Origin of the sequence: Dyella halodurans, from assembly GCF_026283925.1 — a bacterium.
GTDB classification, from domain to species: domain Bacteria; phylum Pseudomonadota; class Gammaproteobacteria; order Xanthomonadales; family Rhodanobacteraceae; genus Dyella; species Dyella halodurans.
This window is the reverse complement of the sequence record NZ_JAPDPF010000005.1, coordinates 194,335-218,088: the sequence shown is the minus strand read 5'-3', so window position 1 is coordinate 218,088 and position 23,754 is coordinate 194,335. Positions and strand designations below refer to the sequence as shown.

The 23,754-nt window shown below is 65.4% G+C and carries 14 protein-coding genes; 10 read left to right on the top strand and 4 right to left on the bottom strand.

Annotated features, from left to right (window positions below; genetic code table 11):
- Window positions 1-50: 50 nt before the first annotated feature.
- The gene (xylA, locus tag OUZ49_RS11860; RefSeq protein WP_266150619.1) at window positions 51-1,388 is read left to right on the top strand and encodes a xylose isomerase; all 1,338 of its coding nucleotides are present in this window, start codon (window positions 51-53) and stop codon (window positions 1,386-1,388) included.
- Between the two features lie 110 nt (window positions 1,389-1,498).
- A complete protein-coding gene (locus OUZ49_RS11855; RefSeq protein WP_266150618.1) occupies window positions 1,499-2,932 on the top strand; it encodes a sugar porter family MFS transporter in 1,434 nt (477 codons plus the stop codon).
- Window positions 2,933-3,020: 88 nt separating this feature from the next.
- Here OUZ49_RS11855 and OUZ49_RS11850 read toward each other — a convergent pair whose 3' ends face one another.
- Window positions 3,021-4,013, bottom strand: a complete 993-nt coding sequence (locus tag OUZ49_RS11850) for a LacI family DNA-binding transcriptional regulator (RefSeq protein ID WP_380003790.1) — start codon at window positions 4,011-4,013, stop codon at window positions 3,021-3,023.
- A 305-nt stretch (window positions 4,014-4,318) separates the two neighbouring features.
- Between OUZ49_RS11850 and OUZ49_RS11845 the strand changes: the two genes are divergently transcribed.
- The 8 genes from OUZ49_RS11845 to OUZ49_RS11810 all read left to right on the top strand — a co-directional run bounded on the left by OUZ49_RS11845 (window position 4,319) and on the right by OUZ49_RS11810 (window position 18,472).
- Window positions 4,319-6,442, top strand: a complete 2,124-nt coding sequence (locus OUZ49_RS11845) for an alpha-glucuronidase family glycosyl hydrolase (protein WP_266150805.1) — start codon at window positions 4,319-4,321, stop codon at window positions 6,440-6,442.
- Between the two features lie 17 nt (window positions 6,443-6,459).
- Window positions 6,460-8,475, top strand: a complete 2,016-nt coding sequence (locus tag OUZ49_RS11840) for a sialate O-acetylesterase (RefSeq protein WP_266150616.1) — start codon at window positions 6,460-6,462, stop codon at window positions 8,473-8,475.
- Window positions 8,472-9,731 carry a D-mannonate dehydratase ManD gene (gene manD, locus OUZ49_RS11835; protein WP_266150615.1) on the top strand — a complete coding sequence of 420 codons (1,260 nt, stop codon included), beginning with the start codon at window positions 8,472-8,474 and terminating at the stop codon, window positions 9,729-9,731. The genes OUZ49_RS11840 and manD overlap by 4 nt, the downstream gene beginning before the upstream one ends.
- 86 nt (window positions 9,732-9,817) lie before the next feature.
- On the top strand, window positions 9,818-11,464 hold the full coding sequence (locus tag OUZ49_RS11830; protein WP_266150614.1) for a glycoside hydrolase family 43 protein: 1,647 nt from the start codon (window positions 9,818-9,820) through the stop codon (window positions 11,462-11,464).
- A 39-nt stretch (window positions 11,465-11,503) separates the two neighbouring features.
- Window positions 11,504-14,200: a beta-glucosidase gene (locus tag OUZ49_RS11825; RefSeq protein WP_380003788.1), complete on the top strand. Its 2,697-nt coding sequence runs from the start codon at window positions 11,504-11,506 to the stop codon at window positions 14,198-14,200.
- Between the two features lie 11 nt (window positions 14,201-14,211).
- Window positions 14,212-15,255: a sugar kinase gene (locus OUZ49_RS11820; RefSeq protein ID WP_266150613.1), complete on the top strand. Its 1,044-nt coding sequence runs from the start codon at window positions 14,212-14,214 to the stop codon at window positions 15,253-15,255.
- A gap of 8 nt (window positions 15,256-15,263) precedes the next feature.
- On the top strand, window positions 15,264-16,748 hold the full coding sequence (locus OUZ49_RS11815) for a mannitol dehydrogenase family protein (RefSeq protein ID WP_465251861.1): 1,485 nt from the start codon (window positions 15,264-15,266) through the stop codon (window positions 16,746-16,748).
- A gap of 32 nt (window positions 16,749-16,780) precedes the next feature.
- Entirely contained in the window at window positions 16,781-18,472 is a 1,692-nt protein-coding gene (locus OUZ49_RS11810) for a GH35 family beta-galactosidase (RefSeq protein WP_266150611.1), read from the top strand.
- A 1,014-nt stretch (window positions 18,473-19,486) separates the two neighbouring features.
- On the opposite strand, the gene uxaC is transcribed toward OUZ49_RS11810, so the two are convergent.
- The 3 genes from uxaC to OUZ49_RS11795 all read right to left on the bottom strand — a co-directional run bounded on the left by uxaC (window position 19,487) and on the right by OUZ49_RS11795 (window position 23,348).
- Window positions 19,487-20,911 carry a glucuronate isomerase gene (gene uxaC / locus OUZ49_RS11805; RefSeq protein ID WP_266150610.1) on the bottom strand — a complete coding sequence of 475 codons (1,425 nt, stop codon included), beginning with the start codon at window positions 20,909-20,911 and terminating at the stop codon, window positions 19,487-19,489.
- Between the two features lie 78 nt (window positions 20,912-20,989).
- Complete coding sequence (locus tag OUZ49_RS11800; protein ID WP_266150609.1) at window positions 20,990-22,003, bottom strand: endo-1,4-beta-xylanase; 1,014 nt, start codon at window positions 22,001-22,003, stop codon at window positions 20,990-20,992.
- Window positions 22,004-22,010: 7 nt separating this feature from the next.
- Window positions 22,011-23,348, bottom strand: coding sequence for an MFS transporter (locus OUZ49_RS11795; RefSeq protein ID WP_266150608.1), 1,338 nt, complete (start codon window positions 23,346-23,348; stop codon window positions 22,011-22,013).
- Between the last annotated feature and the right edge of the window lie 406 nt (window positions 23,349-23,754).

Below are 23,754 nucleotides of genomic sequence, written 5' to 3'. Positions count from 1 at the left end.
ATGCGTCGCCGACTCCGACGCCCTCACTCCTCGACAAGGATTTGAACCTCATGAGCACCCCTTTCATCGGCAAACGCGAATACTTCCCGGGCATCGGCAGCATCCCGTTCGAAGGCCGCCAGTCGGACAATCCGCTGGCGTTCAAGCACTACGACGCCAACAAGAAGATCGGCGACAAGACCATGGCCGAGCATCTGCGCTTCGCCGTGTGCTACTGGCACAGCTTCTGCAACATGGGCCACGATCCGTTCGGCCCGGGCACGCGCCACTATCCGTGGGACGTGGAGTCCACGCCGCTCGGCCGCGCCGAAGCGAAGATCGATGCCGCGTTCGAGTTCTTCACCAAGCTCGGCGTGCCGTATTACTGCTTCCACGACATCGACATGGCGCCCGATGCCGATGACATCGGCGAGTACGAGAAGAACCTGAAGCACATGGTCGCGCTGGCCAAGGAGCGCCAGAACGCCACCGGCGTCAAGCTGCTCTGGGGTACGGCGAACCTGTTCAGCCATCCCCGCTACATGAACGGCGCGGCGACCAATCCCGATTTCGCCGTCGTGTCTCGCGCCGCCGTGCAGATCAAGGCCGCGCTGGACGCCACCGTCGAACTCGGCGGCAGCAACTACGTGTTCTGGGGTGGTCGCGAAGGTTACGCCTCGCTGCACAACACCAATATGAAGCGCGAGTTGGAACACTTCGGCCGCTTCCTGACCATGGCGCGCGACTATGGCCGCAGCATCGGCTTCAAGGGCAACTTCCTGATCGAGCCGAAGCCGATGGAGCCGATGAACCATCAGTACGACTTCGACTCCGCCACCGTCGCCGGCTTCCTGCAGCAGTACGGCCTGGACAAGGACTTCAAGCTCAATATCGAAGCGAACCACGCCACCCTGGCCGGCCATACGTTTGAGCACGATCTGCAGGTGGCATCCAACCACGGCCTGCTCGGCAGCATCGACGCGAATCGCGGCAATGCGCAGAACGGCTGGGATACCGACCAGTTCCCGACCGACCTCTACGACACCGTGGGCGCCATGCTGGTGGTCCTGCGCCAGGGTGGACTCGCCCCGGGCGGCCTGAATTTCGACGCCAAGGTGCGCCGCGAATCCACCGACGCCGACGACTTGTTCCTCGCCCACATTGGCGGCATGGACTCGTTCGCCCGCGGCCTGGAAGTCGCCCATTCGCTGCTGACCGCTTCGCCGTGGGAACAGTGGCGTGCGGATCGCTACGCCAGCTTCGACAACGGTCCCGGCCGCGACTTCGAACAGGCCAAGCTGAGCCTGGACGACCTGCGTGCCCTGGCCGTGAAGAACGGTGAGCCGACCCAGCGCAGCGGCAAGCAGGAACGCTACGAGAACCTGCTCAACCTGCATCTATCGCGTTGAAGACGGGATGGCGCCTCTCCACCCTCCCGGGAGAGGCGCCATCCACGGTGCGCCGGGCCACAACTCACAGGTGGACGGAACCCAGACTATGGCCAAGAGATACCTAAAGTATGGATAACGTCCTGTTGGAAAGAGCCCTCCCCGCGAGGGCTGAAGAGAACACCCGGCTCATCGTGCAGATCAGTTGTGTCGCCACGCTTGGCGGCTTTTTGTTTGGCTTCGACAGTGGCGTCATCAACGGCACGGTCGAAGGACTCAGCACCACCTTCCACGCCAGTTCGACCGTCGTCGGCCTGGTGGTCGCCTCGATGCTGCTGGGCTGCGCGCTCGGCGCGTTTTTCGCCGGGCGCGTGTCCGACCTGTGGGGCCGACGCGCGGTCCTGATCATCTCCGCCGTGTTGTTCCTGCTGTCGGCGCTGGGCGCCGGCGCCGCGGGAACGGCGTTGTTGTTTGTGGCTGCGCGCGTGATGGGCGGCTTCGCCGTCGGCGCCGCCAGCGTCATCGCTCCCGCGTATATCGCCGAAGTCGCACCGGCACGCTACCGCGGCCGACTGGCGACGGTGCAGCAGATCGCCATCATCGGCGGACTGTTCTGTGCCTTCCTCAGCAATTACCTGCTGGCCAAGGCGGCCGGCGCGTCGACCGAGACGCTATGGCTGAACCAGGCCGCCTGGCGCTGGATGTTCTGGATGCAGGCGCTGCCGTCCTCGCTGTTCTTCGTCTCGCTGCTGTTCATCCCTGAAAGCCCGCGCTATCTGGTGGTGCGCAAGCGCGATGCGGAAGCCTCGGCGGTGCTGACCCAGCTGTATGGCGAAGGCAAGGCACGCAGCATGCTGGCCGAGATCGGCGCCTCGCTGGCGCACGACCGCCATCGCCCGCGCCTGTCCGACCTGGTGGACAAAGTCAGCGGCAAGATCCGTCCCATCGTCTGGGTCGGCGTCGGCCTGGCCACGTTCCAGCAACTGGTCGGCATCAACGTGGTGTTCTATTACGGCGCAGTGTTGTGGCAAGCCGTCGGCTTTTCCGAGAACGATGCGCTGCTGATCAATGTGCTTTCCGGCGCCTTGAGCATCGGCGCCTGCCTGGTCGCCGTGATGCTGATCGACAAGGTCGGCCGCAAGCCGCTGTTGTGGATCGGCTCGCTCGGCATGGCCGTCAGCCTGATCCTGGTCACCGTCGCGTTCGCCAACGCCGGGGTGGATGCGAACGGCAAGCTGGCGCTGTCCCATCCGATGGGCACGCTGGCCCTCGTCGCCGCCAACGTCTACGTGGCCTTTTTCAATATGTCGTGGGGCCCGGTGATGTGGGTGATGTTGGGCGAAATGTTCCCCAACCAGATCCGCGGCTCGGGCCTGGCCGTGGCCGGCGCCGCGCAGTGGACCTCGAACTTCGTCATCACCGTGAGTTTCCCCATCCTGCTGGCCGGCATCGGCCTGGCCGGCGCCTACGGTCTCTATGCCGCCGCTGCCGTGGTGTCGGTGTTCTTCGTGCAGCGCTATGTGCACGAGACCCGCGGCAAGGAACTGGAACAGATGGAGGGCTAGGGTGAACGCACCCTCGCCCGCCTGGCCTCGCCCCACCGAGGCTCGGCTTCGCCCCACCGAAGCCGTTGACGAGAAGCGGGGCTGTTCGTCAGCCCCGCGACTTGCCGTTGGGCGCGGTGTAGGGCGCGACGGAGTCGCGCTTGACCAGTTGATGCGCGACGACATGATCGACCACCACGCGGGTGTCGTTCTCCTTGCGGCGAATCGTGCGCAGCAGGATGTCGATGGCCGAATCGGCCATGGTCGCGATCGGCTGGCGGATGGTGGTGAGCTCGGGCCAGACCGTGGTCGCGGCCGAGGTGTCGTCGAAGCCCACGATGGAGAGATCGCGCGGCACATCCAGGCCACGCCGATGCGCCACCGAGATCGCCGCGGCCGCCATGTCGTCGTTGCCGGCGAAGATCGCGCTCGGCGGCTTGCGCAGGGCCAGCAAGGTTTCCACGGCCGGCAGGGCGGAGCGATAGGTGAAGTAACCCTGCTGGACCAGGGCCGCGTCGAACGGAATGCCGGCTTCCTTGAGCGCCGCCTGGTAGCCCTCGAAACGGCGCGTGCTGGCCGTCTGGTTGGGATGGCCCTTGATGCAGCCGATGCGCGTGTGGCCCATCTGGATCAGGTATTCGGTGAGCTCCTTGCTGGCCAGGAAGTCGTCGACGCGCACGCTGGAAATTTCGTGGTTGAAGCGTCCCGAGGCGATCGCCACGGCGGGCACCCCGGCACTGACCAGTTCTTCGATCACCACCTTGGACTCGCACAACGGCGGCGGCAGGATCACGCCGGCCACGCCCTTGGCCAGCGCCCGTGCCGCCTTGCGCTCGGCACTGGTGTCGAGCCCGTCCCAGTCATCGATGACCAGCTGCGCCGCCGTGCGCGCCGTGCCGTGCAGGGCGCCAAGCAGCAGCTCGCGCAGGTAGCCGGCACTGGGGTTGGTGTAGATCAGGGCGATGCGCGCATCCTGGGCGGCTGCCAGCGAACTCGCGGCCTGGTTCGGGATATAGCCCAGTTCGCTCACGGCCTGCATCACGCGCTCGCGGGTCGATTCGCGTACCGTGCTGTGACCATTGACGACGCGCGACACCGTCATCGGCGACACCTTGGCCAGCGCCGCCACCTCATCGATGGTGACGGCGAAGCCCTTGCGACGAACCGATTTCTTGCTTGTCTTCTTCAATGCCGTTTCCTTCTAGCGGGTTCGCTGCCGCACAAGTCGCGTCACGGTGGCCATCGAGCGATATCCGTCGTGAGATGGGATCGGATACGGGGAAATTCTTGCATATGTTAGCGGTACCAGGATCTGCTTCCAGCAAAACAATCCGCGCGACATCGTCGATGCCCGGCGGCCATGCGCGCAAGCGTTCGCTTTGCCGCCGCTTCGCGCTGGCCGTCCTGATGCTGGCTATGACCCTGTGCGCGATGCAGGCATGGGCGGAGGATGGCTACGACCTGTGGTTGCGCTACCGCCCGCTCGGGTCCGCGCAAGCGGAGACCTATCGCCAGCATGCCTCGCAGCTGATCGTGGGCGCCGCGACACCCACCCAGACGGTCACTCGCCAGGAATTGCTGCGCGGCCTGGGTGGGCTGCTTGGCCATGCGCCGCCGCTGTCGGACAGCGTCAGCAGTGACGGCGCCATCGTCGCCGGCACGCCCGCTTCTTCACCGCTGATTGCGCAGTTGCGCCTCAGCACCAAGGATCTCGGCCGCGACGGCTATCTGATCCGCAGCGTCATCGTGGCGGGCCATGCGACGACGGTCATCGTCGGTAATGACGATGTCGGCGTCATGTATGGCGCCTTCCATTTCCTGCGCCTGCTGCAAACCGCCCAATCGATCGCGCATCTCGACCTGCGCGAAACGCCGCGCATCAAGCTGCGCGTGCTCGACCACTGGGACAATCTGGACGGCCATGTCGAACGCGGCTACGCCGGCAACTCGATCTGGGACTGGCAGAAGCTGCCGGACTGGCTCGACCCGCGCTACGCCGACTATGCGCGCGCCAACGCCTCCATCGGCATCAACGGCAGCGTCCTCAACAACGTCAATGCCAACGCCCAGATCCTGACGCCGCTGTACCTGGAGAAGGTGAAGGCACTGGCCGGCGTGCTGCGCCCGTATGGCATTCGCGTCTTTCTCAGCGTGCGCTTCAGCTCGCCGATCGAGCTCGGTGGACTGAAGACCGCCGACCCACTCGACCCGCAGGTGCAACGCTGGTGGCGGGCGAAAGCCGACGAGATCTACCAGTACGTGCCGGATTTCGGCGGCTTCCTGGTCAAGGCCAATTCCGAAGGCCAGCCGGGTCCGCAGGATTACGGCCGCAACCATGCGGACGGCGCCAACATGCTGGCCGATGCGCTCGCACCGCATGGCGGTATCGTGATCTGGCGCGCCTTCGTCTATTCGCATGAGCAGCCGGACGATCGCGCCAAGCAGGCCTATACGGAATTCAAGCCGCTCGACGGCCGCTTCCGCGCCAATGTGCTGCTGCAGGTGAAGAACGGCCCGATCGACTTCCAGCCCAGGGAGCCGTTCAGCCCGCTGTTTGGCGCGATGCCGAAGACGCCGCTGATGATGGAATTCCAGATCACCAAGGAATACCTGGGCTTCGCCACCCACCTGGCCTATCTGGGCCCGCTGTTCGAGGAGACCTTGCGGGCTGACACCATGGTGCAGGGCAAGGGCTCCACCGTGGCCAGGGTGATCGACGGTTCGCTGCACGGCTACGCGCTGACCGGCATGGCCGGCGTCGCCAATATCGGCACGGACCGCAACTGGGCCGGTTCGGACTTCAACCAGGCCAACTGGTTCGCCTTCGGCCGCCTGGCCTGGAACCCGTCGCTGTCGTCGCGCGCCATCGCCGAGGAATGGGTGCGCATGACCTTCAGCAATGACGAAGCCTTCGTCAAACCCGTCGTCGACATGATGATGGGTTCGCGCGAGGCGGTGGTCGACTATATGACGCCGCTGGGCCTGCATCACCTGATGGGCAATGGCCACCATTACGGCCCGCAGCCCTGGTATGACGGCGGCCCACGGGCCGACTGGACCCCGGTCTACTACCACCGCGCGGACAGCCACGGCATCGGCTTCGATCGCGACAGCAGCGGCAGCAACGCGGTTGCCCAGTACGCGGCGCCGCTCGCCGCGCAGTTCAATGACGCGGCGCAGACGCCCGAGCAGGACCTGCTGTGGTTCCACCACTTGCCGTGGGACTACCGCATGCGCTCCGGCCAGACGCTGTGGTACGAGCTGGTGGCGCACTACACCCGCGGCGTGGATGAGGTGAAGCAGATGCGCGAAACGTGGCGCGGTCTGGACAGCCATATCGATGCGGAGCGCTACCAGCAGGTCGCCGCCTTCCTGGCCATCCAGGAGAAGGAGGCCCAGTGGTGGCGCGACGCCAGCATCGCCTACTTCCAGAGTGTCTCCGGCCTGCCGCTGCCGCCGGGCTTCGCGCCGCCACAGCATCCGCTTGCGTATTACCAGTCGCTTTCCTTCCCGTACGTACCTGGCCATTGACCATGGTGACCCACGCTATGCCTAACGATTTCAAGGCCCGTCCGCGCGCCGCCGCGCTCGCCACACTGCTAGGCTTGTGCAGCTTCGCCGCGCAGGCCAGGAGTGACGACGCCCCGCTGTTCAACACCCTGTTCCAGGATCACGCGGTGCTGCAACGCGACCGCGCCAACCCGGTATGGGGACAGGCCCAGCCCGGCGCAAAGCTGCAGGTCGCCTTCGCCGGCAAGAACATCAATGCGCGTGCCGAAGCCGACGGACGCTGGCAGGCCTCGCTGCCGGCCCTGCCCGCGGGCGGCCCTTATACGCTGAAGGTGACGGCGGCGGACGGCAGCTCGCAGACGCTCAACGACCTGCTGGTCGGTGATGTGTTCCTGTGCTCCGGCCAGTCCAATATGGTGTTGCAGGTCAAGCGCACGCTGGATTCGCGCTCCGAAATCCAGAACGCCTCGAACGATCGCATTCGCATGCTGACCGTCGACAACATCAGCAGCGTCACGCCACGCGACAGCATCCCTGCCGCCAATCACTGGTTGAAGACCACGTCGGAAAACATTCCGGAGTTTTCGGCCGCCTGCTACTACTACGCACGCGAGCTGCAGAAGACCGTGCAGGTGCCGATGGGCCTGATCGTCTCGGCCTGGGGCGGTTCGCGCATCGAGCCGTGGATGAGCGCACAGGCCTTGCGCAAGGTCGGCGGCTACGACGCGTCGCTGGACCTGCTCAATATCTACGCCAAGGACCCGGCCGGCGCGGGCCAGCAGTGGGCGCAGCAGTGGCAGGCCTGGTGGCATGCGCGCCCCGGCGTCAGCGCGACCGACGAACCCTGGAACCCCGCGCATGTCACCAATGACGGTTGGCGCCCGGCACCGCTCGAGCGCGGCGCCTGGCAGCGCTGGGAGATGCCGGAGCTGGCGAACTTCACCGGCATGCTGTGGTATCGCACCACGGTGAAACTCACCGCAGCACAGGCAGCTCAGGGCGCGGTGCTGTCGCTGGGCACAGTCAACGAAGCCGACCAGACCTGGATCAACGGCCATTGGGTCGGCACCGGCTATGGCGGCGACGATCGCAGCTACACGCTGCCGGCCGGCGTACTGCACGAAGGCGACAACCTCGTCGTCATCAACGTGCTCGGCACCTATCGCGATGATGGCCTCTATGGCCCGACGGCCAAGCGTGCACTTCGCCTCGCCGACGGCTCGACGGTGGCCCTGGGCGACGCCTGGGAGTACCAGGTAGTGCCTGCGTCCTACGGGCAGCCGCCGAGCCCGCCGTGGCTGTCGACCTCCGGCCTGAGCACGATTTACAACGGCATGATCGCGCCCTTGGGCCACTACGGCCTGCGCGGCATCCTGTGGTACCAGGGCGAATCGAACACGAGTCGCGCGACCAACTACCTGGCGCTGCTAGACGGCCTGCGCAACGACCTGCGCGCGCGCTTCGGCGCCAACCAGCCGATGTTGATCGTGCAGCTCGCCGGTTATGGTCCGGCGCCCACCCACCCGGTGGAAAGCGGCTCGGCCCAGGTGCGCGAGGCACAGCGCCTGGCTGCATTGCAGGACCCGCACTCCGGTCTCGCGGTGGCGGTCGATATCGGCGAGCGTTCCGATATCCATCCGGCGAACAAACAGGAACTGGGGCGACGCCTCGCCCGCGCCGCGCGCCATGTGATCTATGGCGAGGCCTTGCCGCCGTCCGGCCCGGTGCCCACGTCGGCACAGCACCATGGAGACGCGGTCACGCTCACGTTTGGCGACGTCACCGACCAGCTCATCGTCTACGGCGCTGAGCAACCCGTCGGCTTTGAACTCTGCGGAGCCCAGGCGGACTCCTGCCACTACGCCAGCGCCGATATCCACGGCCATCAGGTGGTATTGCGCGCGGCGCTGCCCGCCAGCGAGATCAAGCGCGTGCGCTACTGCTGGGCCGACAGCCCGATCTGCACGCTTTACGACGGCTCCGGCCTGCCGGCCGGACCGTTCGAGCTGCCCGTCACGCCCACACAAGAAGCCAAGCAAGGAACCCGGCCATGAGCCCCACTCCCTCCCCTGAAGTCACCGCCAATGGTTCGGCGCGCGACCGCGAAATCATCGCCGCACGCGTCATCGTCACCTGCCCGGGACGCAACTTCGTCACGCTGAAGATCGAGACGCGCTCGGGCATCAGCGGCATCGGCGACGCCACGCTCAACGGCCGCGAACTGGCCGTGGCTGCCTACCTGCAGGAACACGTCGTGCCGAACCTGATCGGCCGCGACGCGGGCCGCATCGAGGACATCTGGCAGTTCCTTTATCGCGGTGCCTATTGGCGGCGCGGCCCGGTCACCATGACCGCGATTGCCGCCGTCGACATGGCTCTGTGGGACATCCTGGGCAAGCTCGCCGGCATGCCGGTCTACCAGCTGCTAGGCGGCCGCTCGCGCGAAGGCGCCCTGGTGTACTGCCATGCCAATGGCCGCGATATCAGCGAGACCACCGAACAGGTTGGCGCCTATATCGAGCAGGGTTTTCTCGCCGTGCGCGCGCAATGCGGCGTGCCGGGCGTGAAGAAGGCCTATGGCATTTCCACCGCCGGCAAGCCCTATGAGCCCGCTGAAAGCGAACTGCCGGCCGAGACGGTGTGGTCGACGCCGAAGTACCTGGAGATCGTGCCGCAGCTGTTCGAGCGCCTGCGCGCCGACCACGGCACCGGCGTCGAACTGCTGCATGACGCGCATCACCGCCTGACCCCGATCGAAGCGGCGCGGCTGGCACGCAGCCTGGAGCCGTACCGGATGTTCTGGCTGGAAGATGCCACGCCGGCGGAAAACCAGAAGTCGTTCGAGATCATCCGCCAGCATTCGGTGACGCCATTGGCAGTGGGCGAGGTGTTCAACTCGATCTGGGACTGCAAGCACCTGATCGAGAACCAGCTGATCGACTACATCCGCACCACCATCGTGCACGGTGGCGGCATCACCCATCTGCGTCGCCTGGCCGACTTCGCCGCCCTGCATCAGGTGCGCACCGGCTTCCACGGCGCCACCGACCTGTCGCCGGTATGCATGGGCGCCGCGCTGCACTTCGATACCTGGGTGCCGAACTTCGGCATCCAGGAATACATGTTCCATTCGGACGAAGCGAACGAAGTGTTCCCGCACGACTACTACTTCCGCGAAGGCCGCCTGCATTGCGGCGAATCGGCGGGTCACGGCGTCACCATCGACGAGAAGCTGGCGGCACGTTATCCCTACGCGCCGAAGCAGCTGCCGATCGCGCGCCTGGAAGACGGCTCGATGTGGGATTGGTGATGGCGCTGGCCCGGCTATTCGGCCTCGCCGCAGGCCCTGTCTCCGCATCGAAGGGGAGCAAGCGTACTCCCCTTCGTGCCGGCCTCATGCTGATCGTCGGCATGCTCGGCATGTCCGCGCGTGCGCAGGAACCGGTGCTGTTCGACTGGTTCGAGTATCGCGGCCACGACCAGGCCTTCGAGCAGCCGCTGGCGCCGGGCCAGTACCGCAATCCCATCCTCACCGGCTTCAACCCGGACCCCAGCGTGGTCCGGGTCGGCGACCGCTACTACCTGGTCACCTCGAGCTTCGGCTACTTCCCCGGCATTCCGGTGTACGAGAGCCGCGACCTGGTGCACTGGACGCCGATCGGCCACGTCATCGAGCGGCCGTCCCAGCTGAATTTCGACGGCCTGAGCCTGTCGCGTGGCGTGTTCGCGCCAAACATCGCGTATCACGACGGCACCTTTTATGTGGTCAATACGGCGGTCGACAGCGGCGGCAACTTCATCGCCACCGCCAAGAATCCCGCCGGTCCGTGGTCCGACCCCATCTGGCTGCCCAGCATCGGCGGCATCGATCCTTCGCTGTTTTTCGACGACGACGGCAAGGTCTACCTCCTCAACAATGACGCGCCCGAAGGCAAACCGCTATACGAAGGGCATCGCGCGATCTGGATGCAGGAGCTGGATCTCGCGCATCACCAGCCGTTCGGCCCACGTCGCGTGGTGATCAACGGCGGCGTCGATCTGTCGAAGAAGCCGATCTGGATCGAGGGACCGCGCCTGTACAAGCGCCAGGGCTGGTACTACCTCGTCTGCGCCGAAGGCGGCACCGGTCCCCAGCATTCGCAGGTGGTGCTGCGCAGCCGCTCGGTATGGGGACCGTACGCACCGTACGCAGACAATCCGATCCTGACCCAGCGCGATCTTCCTGCCGATCGTGCCGACGCGATCACCAATGCCGGCCATGCCAACCTGGTCGAGACGCCCGACGGCAGCTGGTGGGCGGTGTTCCTGGCCAGCCGTGCGTATGACAGCGTGCACTACAACACCGGCCGCGAGACCTTCCTGCTGCCGGTCACCTGGAAGGATGGCTGGCCGACGATCCTGCCGCATGGCCGCGCGATTCCGCAGCTCGCCGCGGGACCGACGTTCATGCAGCGCGATTCGACGCAGACACCGCAGAGCGGCAACTTCGACTGGCGCGATACGTTTGCGAGCACCACGCTCGATCCCGCCTGGATGTACGTGCGTGTGCCGAAGCAGGAGTGGGCCGACCTGCGCAGCCACCCCGGCAAGCTGGCGATCCACCCGCTGCCGGACGACCTGGACACGCTGCACAACCCTTCCTTCCTGGCACGCCGCCAACAACATCTGGTGTTCGAGGCCAGCACCTCGCTCAGCGTGCCGGCAGAGGCCGGCACCGAAGCCGGCATCGCAAGCTTCCAGAACGAGCACTACTGGTATGCCATGGGCGCGAAGCGGATTGGCGACCAGGTGGTGCTGTCGCTGGAGCGACGCCGTGGCGACGGCAAGGTACTGGTGGCTACGGCAACGCTGCCAAAGGACACGCGGCAACTGAAGCTGAAAATCAGTGCCGACGGTGGCCGTTATTCGTTCGGCTATGACGACGGTTCCGGTTGGAAGTGGCTGGGTCGCGACGAAGACGGAACCCTGCTCAGCACCGATGTGGCCGGCGGCTTCGTCGGCGCGGTGGTGGGACCTTATGCGCGTCAGCTTGGTAACGAATAAGAAGCCATGAACATGCACAACCGTTTCAAGAAACCATCGATGGCTCGATGCCCTGGTTCGTCGTTGCCGACATGGCGCGCGATCACGGCCACCGCCCTGCTCACGCTAAGCGCCCAGGCCTTCTGTGCGCCGGCTACGGCCGCGCCGGCGCCGACGCCCGCCTATCTCGACCTCCAGCGCAGCTTCGAAGAGCGCGCCGCCGACCTCGTCTCGCGCATGACGCTGGAGGAAAAGGTGGCGCAGATGCAGAACAGTGCGCCGGCGATACCGCGCCTGGGCGTGCCCGCCTACGATTGGTGGAACGAGGGTTTGCACGGCGTTGCGCGCGCCGGCCAGGCCACCGTTTTCCCGCAGGCGATCGGCCTCTCGGCGACGTTCGACACCGCCTTGATGAGCCAGGTGGCCACGGCGATCAGCGACGAGGCACGCGCCAAATACAACGAGTTCGAGCGGCACGACATGCACGCCCGCTATGAGGGACTGACGTTCTGGTCGCCGAATATCAATATCTTCCGCGATCCACGCTGGGGTCGCGGGCAGGAAACCTACGGCGAAGATCCGTTCCTCACCTCGCGCATGGGCGTGAGCTTCGTGCGCGGCCTGCAAGGCGATGACCCGACGTACCGCAAGCTCGACGCGACCGCCAAGCACTTCGCCGTGCATAGCGGCCCCGAGGCGGAACGCCATCAATTCGATGTGCATCCCAGCGAACGCGATCTGTTCGAGACCTATTTGCCAGCGTTCCAGGCGCTCGTGCAGGAAGCCAAGGTCGATGCGGTGATGGGCGCCTACAACCGCGTCAATGGCGAATCGGCCTCGGCCAGTCCGCGCCTGCTGCAGGACATCCTGCACAAGACCTGGGGCTTCAACGGCTATGTCGTGTCCGATTGCGACTCGGTCGAAGACATCTATCTGCATCACAAGATCGTGGCCACCGCCGAACAGGCGGCGGCACTCGCGGTGAAGAACGGCGACGACCTGAACTGCGGCAAGACTTATGCGGCGCTGACCGCCGCCGTGCACCAGGGCCTGATCCGCGAAAGCGAGATCGATGCCGCGCTGAAACGGCTGATGCTCGCCCGCTTCCGGCTTGGCATGTTCGACCCGCCGGAACGCGTGCGCTGGGCGCAGATTCCCGCTACCGCCAACCAGTCACCGGCGCACGATCAGCTGGCGCGACGCGCCGCGCGGGAATCGATCGTGCTGCTGAAGAACGATGGCGTATTGCCGCTTTCGCACGACATCCGCCACATCGCCGTCATCGGCCCGACGGCGGATGAAGTCGCGCCCTTGCTGGGCAATTACTACGGCACGCCGGCCGCGCCGGTGACCATCCTGCAGGGCATCCGCCAGGCCGTGCCGAACGCGCAAGTCAGCTATGCCCATGGCGCTGCCCTGGTCGAAGGCCTGAATGGGCCGGGTGCGGCGACCCTGATCGAGCCGAGCTATCTGCGTCCCTCGGCCAACGCGACGGAGCATGGCCTCAAGGGCGAGTATTTCCGCGGCAACGACTTTGCCTCGGCGCCAGTGCTGACGCGCACGGACGCCAAGGTCAGTTTTCGCTGGGATCACAGCACGCCGGTCGATGACCTGATCAGCCGTGGCGAACTGCCCGCCGCGCAGGCCCTGGAAAACAATCACTTCAGCGTGCGCTGGAGCGGCCAGCTGGTGCCGCCGGTAACGGGCCGCTATGAGTTGAGCGCTGCGGCCATCGACGGTTTTCGCCTTTACCTCGACGGCAAACCGCTGATCGATGCTTGGAATGGCGGAACCAACCCGCACAGCCAAAGCGCCTTCGTAGACTTGGTCGCGGGCAAGGCCTACGACCTGCGCCTTGAATACGCGAAGGGCGCGAAGAACGCCGACGTGCAGCTGGCCTGGCGCCTGCCCGGTGCGAAGCCGCCGCTCGAGGAAGCGCTCGACGCGGCACGCCATGCGGACGTGGTGGTCTTCGTCGGTGGCCTGACCGGCGACGTGGAAGGCGAGGAGATGAAGGTCAACTATCCCGGCTTTGCCGGCGGCGACCGTACCGATCTGCGCCTGCCGCAAACGCAGGAAAAGCTGCTGGAAGCGCTGCAGGCGACGGGCAAGCCCGTGGTGCTGGTGCTGACCGCCGGCTCGGCGCTGGCCGTCGACTGGGCCAAGCAGCATGTGCCGGCGATCCTGTTCGCCTGGTATCCCGGCCAGCGCGGCGGCAATGCCGTGGCCGACGTGTTGTTCGGCGACGTCAATCCCGCCGGCCGTTTGCCGGTGACCTTCTACAAGGGCGACGAGAAGCTGCCGGCGTTCGACGACTACAGCATGAGCGGGCGCACCTACCGCTACTTCAAGGGCGAGCCGCTGTATCCGTTTGGCCATGGCCTTTCGTATACGCAGTTCAGCTACGCGGATCTCCAGCTCGACCGCAACACGGTGGCGGCGAACGATCACCTGAAAGTCACGCTGAAGGTGAAGAACACCGGCCAGCGCGCCGGCGAGGAAGTGGTGCAGTTGTACCTGCATCCGCTGGCTGCCCCGCATGCGCGCGCGACCAAGGAACTGCGCGGCTTCCAGCGAGTCAACCTGCAACCGGGCGAGGAGCGCACTGTCAGCTTCGATGTCTCGCCCGCCAACGATCTCAAGTATTACGACGACGTGCGGCATGCCTATGCCGTCGATCCGGGTAAGTACCAGGTGCAGATCGGCGCATCCAGCGCCGATATCCGCCTGGCCAAGGACGTCGTCGTCCAGCACTGATGGAAAACGCAATGCGCAACGAATCCAAGAACAACCACGGCAAGAGCCGCGTCGTCTTCTTCGGCGAGCTGATGATGCGGTTATCGCCACCAGGCCATGAGCTGCCGCTGCAGTCGCCGCACTTCGATGTGCGCTTCGGCGGCGCGGAAGCGAATGTCGCCGCATCGCTCGCCATCCTCGGCCACGACAGCGCCATGATCACCGCACTGCCGGACAATATGCTCGGGCATGCCTGTGCGGGTGAGCTGCGCCGGCATGGCGTGGATACTTCGAGCCTGCGTTATGCCGAAGGTCGGATGGGTCTGTATTTCCTCTCGCCCGGCGCGATGCAACGCCCTTCCGAAGTGCTCTACGACCGCGCGGATTCGGTATTCGCGCGCACCTCGGCCAAGTCTTACGACTGGCCTCGCCTGCTTGCCGGCGCGCAGTGGCTGCACCTATCAGGCATCAACCTGGCCCTGGGCAAACCCACGGCGCAGGCCGCCCTGGCGGCCGTGCGGGCAGCGCGCGAAGCGGGCGTATCCATCTCGTTTGACTGCAACTTCCGCAACAAGCTATGGGGCTCGCGGGTGGTGGAGGCGCCGGCGCTGCTGCGCGAGATCGTGGCCGAGGCCGACCTGATCTTTGGCAACGACCGCGACGTCGCCCTGATCCTTGGCATGGACTTTCCCTACAAGAGTGCCGCCGAGCGCTTTGCCGCCGCCGCGGCCGCCGCCTTCACGGCGTGGCCGCGCCTGCGCCATATGGCGGCGACGGAACGCAGGCACCGCAGTGTCGACCACCAGGAACTGGCGGGCATGCTGGCCGTGCGCGAACGGGTGCTGAGCACGAAGGCGTATGCGCTGAGCGGCATCGTCGACCGCATTGGCGGCGGCGATGCGTTTGCCGCCGGCCTGCTGCACGGCCTGCTGCGCCATATGAGCGACAAGGACGCACTCGACTTCGCCATCGCAGCCGCCTGCTTGAAGCATTCCGTACCCGGCGACGTGAACTTGTTGCGTGAGGCCGATATGCGCGCGTTCCTCGCCCAGGGCGGCTTCGAGGTGAAACGCTGATGGCCGGGATGCAATCGCAAGCGGCCACGCGCCTATCCCTGCAAGCGCTGGCCAACCTGCCATCGTCCGTACGCAAGCCGGCCTATGAGCCAGCCGATACCCGCATCGGCATCGTCCATCTCGGCCCCGGTGCATTCCATCGCGCGCATCAGGCGGTGTATCTCGACGACCTGCTGGCCGATCATCCGGACTGGGCGATTTGCGGCGTGTCCCTGCACAGCACCGACGTCCGCAACGCACTGCAACCTCAGGACGGCCTTTACACCCTCGCCCTGCTGGGCGAACAAAGCCAGCTGCGCGTGATCGGCTCGATCCGCGAGTTGCTGTGCGCCCGCGAGGAACCTGCCGCGGTACTGGCCCGGCTCGCCGATCCCGCGGTACGACTGGTGACGCTGACGATTACCGAAAAGGGCTACTGCCTGGCCGGGCAGGATCTCGACGTCAGCCATCCTGACATCGTGCATGACCTCGCCTCGCCTTCGACGCCGCATAGCGCGATCGGCTATCTCGTCGCCGGCCTGCGTGCACGCCGGCAGCTGGGACTGGCTCCGTATACCGTGCTCAGTTGCGACAATCTTGCTGACAACGGCCATCGCCTGCGCCGCGCCGCCCTGCAATTTGCGCAGCGCATCGATGCCGACCTGGCCGAGTGGATCGAGGCCGAGGTCGCCTTTCCCTGCTCGATGGTGGACAGCATCACGCCGGCTACCGACGATGCGCTGCGCGAGCGCGTCCAGAGCGAGCTGGGCTGCGTGGATGCGTGGCCAATCCAGCGCGAGACATATACTCAGTGGGTGATCGAAGACCGCTTCTGCAACGAGCGTCCACCGTTCGAGTGCGTCGGCGCCACCATGAGCCATGACATCGCCGGTTACGATCGCGCCAAGCTTCGCCTGCTCAATGGCGCGCATTCATCCCTGGCCTACCTCGGCTCCTTGATGGACCTCGAAACCGTCGGCGATGCCATGAGCGAGCCAAGGCTCGCGGGTTTCGTGGGACGCCTGATGCGCGAATCCATTGCACCGGCCATCGCCCTGCCGGAAGGCATGGATGCCGGTGCCTATATCGATGCGATCCTCGAACGCTTCCGCAATCCGTCGATCCGCCATCGCCTTTCGCAGATCGCCTGGGACGGTTCGCAGAAGCTGCCGGTGCGTCTGCTTAGTACGATCGCCGATGCGCTCGCCTTGGGCCGATCGATCGCGCCACTATGCCTGCCCATCGCCGCGTGGATGCATTTCGTGCGCCGACAGGCACGCAACGGCGTGGCCCTGGTCGATCCGCTGAACGAGGTGCTTTCCAGCCTTGCTGTTGCCACCACGGGCGACCCGGACGGCGATGTCGCGGCTTTCCTCCAGCTCGATGCGGTGTTCGCCCCGCTCTCGGCCGACAAGCGCTTTATGGCGGCGCTGCGTGCGGCCTACGCCGCGCTCGGCAATGCCACGCCAGCGGCCGTGACCAGTGCGCTGGTTGCGGTCCACCAGGCCGACTGACCGAGGCCCTTATGCCGGCAGGGAGACATACCGTGTTGAATAGGATCAAGCCGGTGTTCAAGCAAGCAGGACTGCTGCTATGTGCGCTCAGTCTCTCCGGTCAGGCCGTCTTTGCGGCGGACAAGCCAGCCTCCGCCGCCATGCCACATTTGAGCCTTGAGCACGGCGCGACCCAGCTGATCGTCGACGGGGCACCTTTTCTGGTGCGCGGCGGCGAGCTGGAGAATTCATCGGCTTCCAGTGCCGACTACCTGCAAGAGCTGTGGCCCAGGCTCCAGGCCATGCACCTCAACACGGTGCTCGCTCCCGCCTATTGGGAGCTGATCGAACCGCAGGAAGGGCACTTCGATTTCTCCAGCATCGACCACCTGGTCGCCACGGCCCGGCAGCACCGCATGAAGCTGGTGCTGCTCTGGTTCGGCAGCTGGAAGAACAGCATGTCCAGTTACGCGCCGGCCTGGGTCAAGCGCGACCAGGCGCGCTTTCCTCGCGCCGCGCGCACGGACGGCAGCGGCCTCGAGATCCTCTCGGCCTTGAGCCAGGCGAATCTCGACGCCGATACCCGCTCCTTTACTGCGCTGATGCAGCACCTGAAAGACACCGATGCGCACGAGCACACCGTGCTGATGGTGCAGGTCGAAAACGAAGTCGGCATGCTGCCGGAGGCACGCGACCATAGCGCGGCGGCGAATGCCGCTTTTGCCGCGCCCGTGCCGGCTCGCCTGATCGACTATCTCGCCGCCCACAAGGACGCGCTGGCGCCGCCACTACGCCAGGCATGGCAAGCCCATGGCTACAAGACCGGGGCGAGTTGGGCCGCGACCTTCGGCGAAAGCCCACAGACTGACGAGCTGTTCAACGCGTGGAGCGAGGCGAGCTACACCGGCAAGGTCGCGGCGAGCGGCAAGGCGGTGTATCCGCTGCCGATGTTCGTGAACGCTGCCCTGATGCGACCTGGCAAGCTACCCGGCCAATACCCGAGCGGCGGACCGCTGCCGCAGGTGTTCGACGTCTGGAAGGCCGCCGCGCCCGCCCTCGATTTCCTCGCGCCCGATCTCTACTTCCCGAACTTCGTCGAATGGGCGAACAAGTACGCGCAGCCCGGGCATGCATTCTTCATTCCCGAAACCGGCCGGGTCAGCGCGGCGGACATGGCGGCGAATGCGTTCTATGCGTTCGCCAGCCTGCAGGCGATGGGCTTCTCGCCTTACGCACCCGAGTTTCTTTCGGCCGAGGAAGCCGCCACGCTTGGCGAGGCCTATCGCGTCATCGAACAGTTGTCGCCGCTGCTGCTCGCCAATCAGGGCACCGGCAAGCTGGTCGGCATTCGCACGCCCGCCGCATTCGACGGCACCGTCGATCTATCCCCGCAGCAGGTGGCGTTCGATCCCTATCGGTTCGACGTCCATTTCAAACAGCTGCCCGGCATCTCGGTTGGCGCCAAGGAAGAAGCCGAGTTGCCCGGTGCGCACGGCGGCCTGATCGTGCGACTGGGCGCGGACGAATTCATTGTGGCCGGCACGGGCATGATCCTGACCTTCGCGTCGAAGGATCCGGCCAACCCCATCGCCGGGATCGAATCCATCCAGGAAGGCCGCTTCGAAAAGGGAACGTGGATCGCCGGCCGGACCATCAATGGCGACGACAGCAACCAGGGACGCGAGCTTCGCCTTCCCTCGGGGAAGTTCGGTGTGTTCCGGGTCCGGCTCTATCGCTATCACTGAGTCATGTCGACCTGACCGCGAGCGCGCTCTTTGCCTTCAGCTCCCTCTCCCCGCCGGGGAGAGGGCTGGGGTGAGGGGCGGGTGCTCGCGATGACGCCGCTTGTGGGATTGGTTTTGTCGCCCTGCGTGAGGAACTCAGCGACCTGGCTCGCCTGCCGCGGGCTTCCGTCCTCCTGCCGGAGGCCGGGTTACTTCTCTTTGCTTGCCCAAAGAGAAGTAACCAAGAGAAAAGGCACCCCCGCTTGGCGCTTGCCGAGCTTAAGCTCGGCAAGTCCGTGAGGGTCGGCCGGGCTTTTCGACAGGGCTCCTGTCCTGACGAAAAGTGCCTGGCATCCTTGCCAGGCACCCCTGACGGGGCCTGATCGTCCGCCCCTCACCGCCGCACAGGGGCCCCACACGTCAAAAGCCACGCCGACGTTGTAGGAGCGCACCCAGTGCGCGATCACGGCGTTGCCGCTGCGTAGGTTTTTCGCGCACTGGGTGCGCTCCTACATGGAAACCAGGCGCCGCGTGGCCTTGCTTTGGATCGGCTCTTCCGCTCTCCGGGTCCCCTATGGCGCGGCGGGTGGGTGGAGGAAAAGCCCGCAGGGTGGCCGGCAGGGATGCCGGCCAGTTTGTCGTCAGGGCAGGAGGCCCTGTCGACAAACCTCCGTAACCCACCCGCGCACCTGGAGGGCGCAGCCCGGAAGGCGCGCCATCGGGGTGGCCTTTCTCTTGGTTACTTCTCTTTACTCCGGGCATCCTGCCCTCCGCCCTTCGGGCCGGCTTCGCCGTTCACGCGTGCTCCAGCACGCGTGTGGCCACGCAAAGAGAAGTAACCCGGGCCGCGGCAGCGGCTCGGAAGCCCGCCGCAGGCGAGCCCGGTCGGGGCCACATCACTACAGAGCGAAAGGCGCTGGATGACCAGCTTCGCTGTTGTAAAGCGCCTCCCGCGTCCGCGGGGATGACGGTGAGGAAGGTTGGGAGCGTGACGCGCCTTTGCGCCGACTTTCGCGGAGATGACGAGCGATATCCTTAAAGCTTGTAGGCCTTTTTCGGCAAGTTATAGGCGAGATCAACCACCAACTCCGCCGCCTCGTCCTCATCCATGCGGTGCTCAGCCACGAGCTTGGCAAGGAACGCGCAATCGACCCGCCGCGCGACATCGTGGCGCGCCGGAATCGACAGGAACGCCCGCGTGTCGTCGTTGAAGCCGACGGTGTTGTAGAAGCCGCCGCTGCTCAGCGTCTGTTCGCGGAAACGCCACATGCCTTCCGGCGCATCGTGGAACCACCACGCCGGCCCGAGGAACAGCGCGGGATAGTGGCCAGCCAATGGGGCCAGCTCGCGGCTATACGTGCTTTCGTCCAGAGTGAACAGGATCAGCTTGAAACCCGGCTCGTTGCCGAAGCGATCCAGCAGCGGCTTGAGCGCCTGGATGTATTCGGTGCGTAGCGGCATGTCGGCGCCCTTGTCGCGGCCGTAACGCTCGAACAACTGGTGGTTGTGATTGCGGAAGCAGCCCGGGTGCAGCTGCATCACCAGGCCATCGTCGAGGCTCATGGCCGCCATCTCGGTGAGGATCTGCGCGCGGAACAGCTCCGCATCTGCCGCCGTGGCCTTGCCGCTGACGACCTTGTCGAACAGCTTGCTCGCTTCCGCAGGGGACAGATTGGCGGTTGCCGCACTCGGATGCCCATGATCGGTCGAGGTCGCGCCTGCCTTGGCGAAGTAGGCGCGGCGCTGCCGGTGCGCACGCAGGTAGCCGTTCCAGCTATACACGTCCTCGCCGGTGATCTCGCCGAACATCTGCAGCGCGGACGGGAACTGCTCGTGCTCCGGATCGACCACGGGATCGGGCCGGTACGCCGTGATGACGCGGCCACCCCAGCCGCTGGCGCGGATCTCCGCATGGTGCTGCAAGGGATCGAGCGGCGATTCCGTGGTCGCGATCAGTTCGATATTGAAACGCTCGAACAAGGCGCGCGGCAGGAAGGCCGGCTGTTGCAGCGCCTCGGTGATGTGGTCGTAGTACTGGTCGGACGTACCTGCATCCAGGCGCACGCGCAGGCCGAAGACATCGTGGAACACATGGTTCAACCACATCGATGAGGGCGTACCGCGGAACAGGTGGAAGTTCTGCGCCAGCAGGCGCCAGGCCTCGCGCGGATCGATGCTGGCGCGCGAGCCGTCGCCACGCGGAATGCCCAGCGCGTCCAGCGTAATGCCCTGGCTGTAGAGCATGCGGAACACATAGTGATCCGGCAGCAGCAGCAGCTCGGTCGCGTTTGCGAACGGCTGGTTGCCGGCGAACCACGACGGGTCCGTATGACCGTGCGGGCTGATGATCGGCAGTTTCGCCACCTGCGCATACAAGCGACGGGCGACGGCGCGTTGTGCCGGGTCGGAAGAAAACAGGCGATCGTCGTGCAGGGCCAGGGGGAGCGTTGCGGTAGTCATGGCGGAAGTACGATTCTCTTCAGGTGATGCGGTGAAATAAGGACAGGGCGCGGATCGAGCTGGCGGATCGGCTGGACATCAATGCGCTTGCGGCGGTGATGACCCGGGCACGGGTGCGCTTGCGTCACCGACATAGCCGCGCAGCCAGACCAGGGCCGGCCGCTCGCTGCCATCCGTGCGGATCAGGTTCGCGCCCTGCTTGTCGCGCCACAAGCCCGGCCGGAAACCCCATAGCGTGATGCCCTTGACGTCGGGATGCTCCCAGAACACTGGGAACACGCGCTGGTAGTCCTTGAGCTGCTGGGCGTCGCTGCGGCCATCGATATCGAGCTCGGTGATGTAGATCGGCAAGCCGGTGGCCGCCAGCACATCCAGGTTGGCCCGATGCACCGACATCGGCACGTCGGGCTTGGTCTCGAAGGCATGCTCCTGCAGGCCGATGCCGTCGATCAGCTGCTCCTTCTGCAGCAGCTCGATGATCTCGCGATAACGCCTGGTGTCCTTGCTGCTGCGCGTGATGCTGTAATCGTTGATCAACAGCTTGGCGTGGGGAAAGTGTTGGCGCGCCATGCGGAACGCGGTGAGGATCCAGTCCCATCCACTGGCGCCACTGCCGCCCAATGCCTGGATATAGTCGCCGCTGCCTTTGTGGCCACCCGTGGGCGGATGCTGCAACGGCTCGTTGACCACTTCGACAAAGTCGGCGTCGGGATAGCGCGCGGCCACGGCGGCAAACCACTGCTCGATCTCGCGGCGCTGTTCGTCGGGCGGCAAGTGCTTGATCCACTCGGGCTGTTGCTGGCCCCATACCAGCACGTGCATGTGGAACGGCATCCCATGCGTCTTGGCGTAATGGTAGGCCTCGTCGAGCGCGGTCCAGTTCATCTCGCCGCGCACCGCCTCCACGCTGCCCCACTTGCCGGCATTCTCCGGCGTGAGCTTGTTCCAGTAGCTTGCAAAGTCCGCTGCCTGCTTCTTGCTATAGGCACTGCCGAGGAACTTTTGCTGGCCAGCGGCCAAGGGGCTGTCTTGCGCCTGCAGGGCGGGCGCCGCCAGCGCCAGCGCGAGCCACAGGATGAGTGCGTTTTTCATGCCGAAACTACTCCGCTGCCGCGATAGGTGAAGGAGGTGGGTTGCCTGGTGGGGGCTCGTCCAGCCGTGCCGGTTGCAGTCGCGGGACCAGCAGATGGACCACGATCAGGGCAAACAGATAAGCGAAGCCAGCCATGGCGAAGACCGGCACGTAGCTGCCCGTGGCTTGCAGCAGCAGGCCGATCACGGTGGAGATCAGCATGCCGCCCACCGCCCCGGCAAAGCCGCCGATGCCGACCACCGACGCCACCGCAAAGCGCGGAAACATGTCCGAGGCCAGCGTGTAGACGTTGGCCGACCAGCCCTGGTGCCCTGCCGTCGCCAGCCCGACCAGGGCCACGGCGAGCCACAGGTTATGCGCCTTGGCCGCGAAAATGACCGGCACGATCATCAGCGCGCAGATCAGCATCGCGCCCTTGCGCGCGCGGTTCGCGCTCCAGCCCAGCTTGATCAGGCGGCCGGCCAGCCAGCCGCCGGTGATGCTGCCGATGTCGGCGAGCACGAAGATCACGATCAACGGCGGCCCCAATTCCAACAACGACAGGCCATAGCTGGCATGCAGGAATTTCGGCAGCCAGAAGATGAAGAACCACCAGATCGGATCGGTGATGAACTTGGCGGCGACCAGGGCCCAGGCCTGCCGATAACGCAGCAGTTGCGACCATCGCATGCGACTGCGCGGCCCAGGTGGCTCGTGCCCGATATAGGCCCGCTCGGCGGCGGACAGGCGGGGTTGGTTATCCGGAGTGCGATACGTCAGCAGCCACACGATCAGCCAGGTGGCGCTCAGCGCCCCTGTGAAGAGAAAGGCCGCCTGCCAGCCCCAGGTGGCGGCGACGATCGGCACCAGCAAGGGCGCCGCGATGGCGCCGATATTCGAGCCCGAGTTGAAGATACCGGCGGCCAGCGCGCGTTCGCGTTGCGGAAACCATTCGGCGACCGTCTTGATCGCCGCCGGGAAGTTGCCCGACTCGCCCAGGCCCAAGGCAAAACGGGCCGCCGCGAAGCCGAGCACGCCGGTAGCCAGCGAGTGACTCATTGCCGCCAGGCTCCAGATACCGATGGCGAGGGCATAGCCGATGCGGGTCCCGAATCTGTCGATGACGGCACCGGCGCAGAGCAGACCGATCGCATACGCAGCCTGGAACGCCGTCACGATGTGGCCGTATTCGATCTCGTTCCAGCCGATCTTGTCCTGCAGGAACGGCGCGAGCACGCCAAACACCTGGCGGTCGATGTAATTGATGGTGGTCGCCGCCAGCAACATGGCGCAGACGCGCCAGCGGTACCTGCCGACCTTGGCACCCAGCGTCGGCATTGCCGTTGTTTGACTGACGTCGTTCATCTCAGATCCAAGCTTTCCGGCCGGCGCAGCCATGCCCCGGCCTCAAAGGAAGTTGACGCGGCAGCACCGAGTGGATTCACGCACGAATTCTTTTGCACCGCAGCATCGACGACAGCCCAGTCCGCGGCCTTGGTGGTAGCGCTAACACTACAGTATGGATTGTTGGGCGCGCTACTTCGTATTTTCTGGCCGCTGGCAGCGCCCTTCCAATTTCACTATTCAGCTTGTTTGCAGGCCTTTTCTGCTGTTCAGCCGGCCGATTCACACAATGCTGCCATGCAGCGTGCGAGTTCAAAATGTTAGCGCTACCGTTTGGCTCGGCCATCTAGGCAGATCGCCCTGGTAAGTCGTTGCAATGAATCGTCCATTTGGCGAGCACGCAGGGGCGCTCCAATGGGACTCACAA

What these genes read in the sequence shown, in the direction of transcription:
- OUZ49_RS11845 (WP_266150805.1), top strand. Translation starts at nt 4,319, where the DNA reads ATGCTGGCTATGACCCTGTGCGCGATGCAGGCATGGGCGGAGGATGGC.
- OUZ49_RS11825 (WP_380003788.1), top strand. Translation starts at nt 11,504, where the DNA reads ATGGCTCGATGCCCTGGTTCGTCGTTGCCGACATGGCGCGCGATCACG.
- OUZ49_RS11800 (WP_266150609.1), bottom strand. Translation starts at nt 22,003, where the DNA reads ATGAAAAACGCACTCATCCTGTGGCTCGCGCTGGCGCTGGCGGCGCCC.
- uxaC (WP_266150610.1), bottom strand. Translation starts at nt 20,911, where the DNA reads ATGACTACCGCAACGCTCCCCCTGGCCCTGCACGACGATCGCCTGTTT.
- OUZ49_RS11795 (WP_266150608.1), bottom strand. Translation starts at nt 23,348, where the DNA reads ATGAACGACGTCAGTCAAACAACGGCAATGCCGACGCTGGGTGCCAAG.
- OUZ49_RS11840 (WP_266150616.1), top strand. Translation starts at nt 6,460, where the DNA reads ATGCCTAACGATTTCAAGGCCCGTCCGCGCGCCGCCGCGCTCGCCACA.
- OUZ49_RS11815 (WP_465251861.1), top strand. Translation starts at nt 15,264, where the DNA reads ATGCAATCGCAAGCGGCCACGCGCCTATCCCTGCAAGCGCTGGCCAAC.
- xylA (WP_266150619.1), top strand. Translation starts at nt 51, where the DNA reads ATGAGCACCCCTTTCATCGGCAAACGCGAATACTTCCCGGGCATCGGC.
- OUZ49_RS11820 (WP_266150613.1), top strand. Translation starts at nt 14,212, where the DNA reads ATGCGCAACGAATCCAAGAACAACCACGGCAAGAGCCGCGTCGTCTTC.
- manD (WP_266150615.1), top strand. Translation starts at nt 8,472, where the DNA reads ATGAGCCCCACTCCCTCCCCTGAAGTCACCGCCAATGGTTCGGCGCGC.
- OUZ49_RS11850 (WP_380003790.1), bottom strand. Translation starts at nt 4,013, where the DNA reads ATGACGGTGTCGCGCGTCGTCAATGGTCACAGCACGGTACGCGAATCG.
- OUZ49_RS11855 (WP_266150618.1), top strand. Translation starts at nt 1,499, where the DNA reads ATGGATAACGTCCTGTTGGAAAGAGCCCTCCCCGCGAGGGCTGAAGAG.
- OUZ49_RS11830 (WP_266150614.1), top strand. Translation starts at nt 9,818, where the DNA reads ATGCTGATCGTCGGCATGCTCGGCATGTCCGCGCGTGCGCAGGAACCG.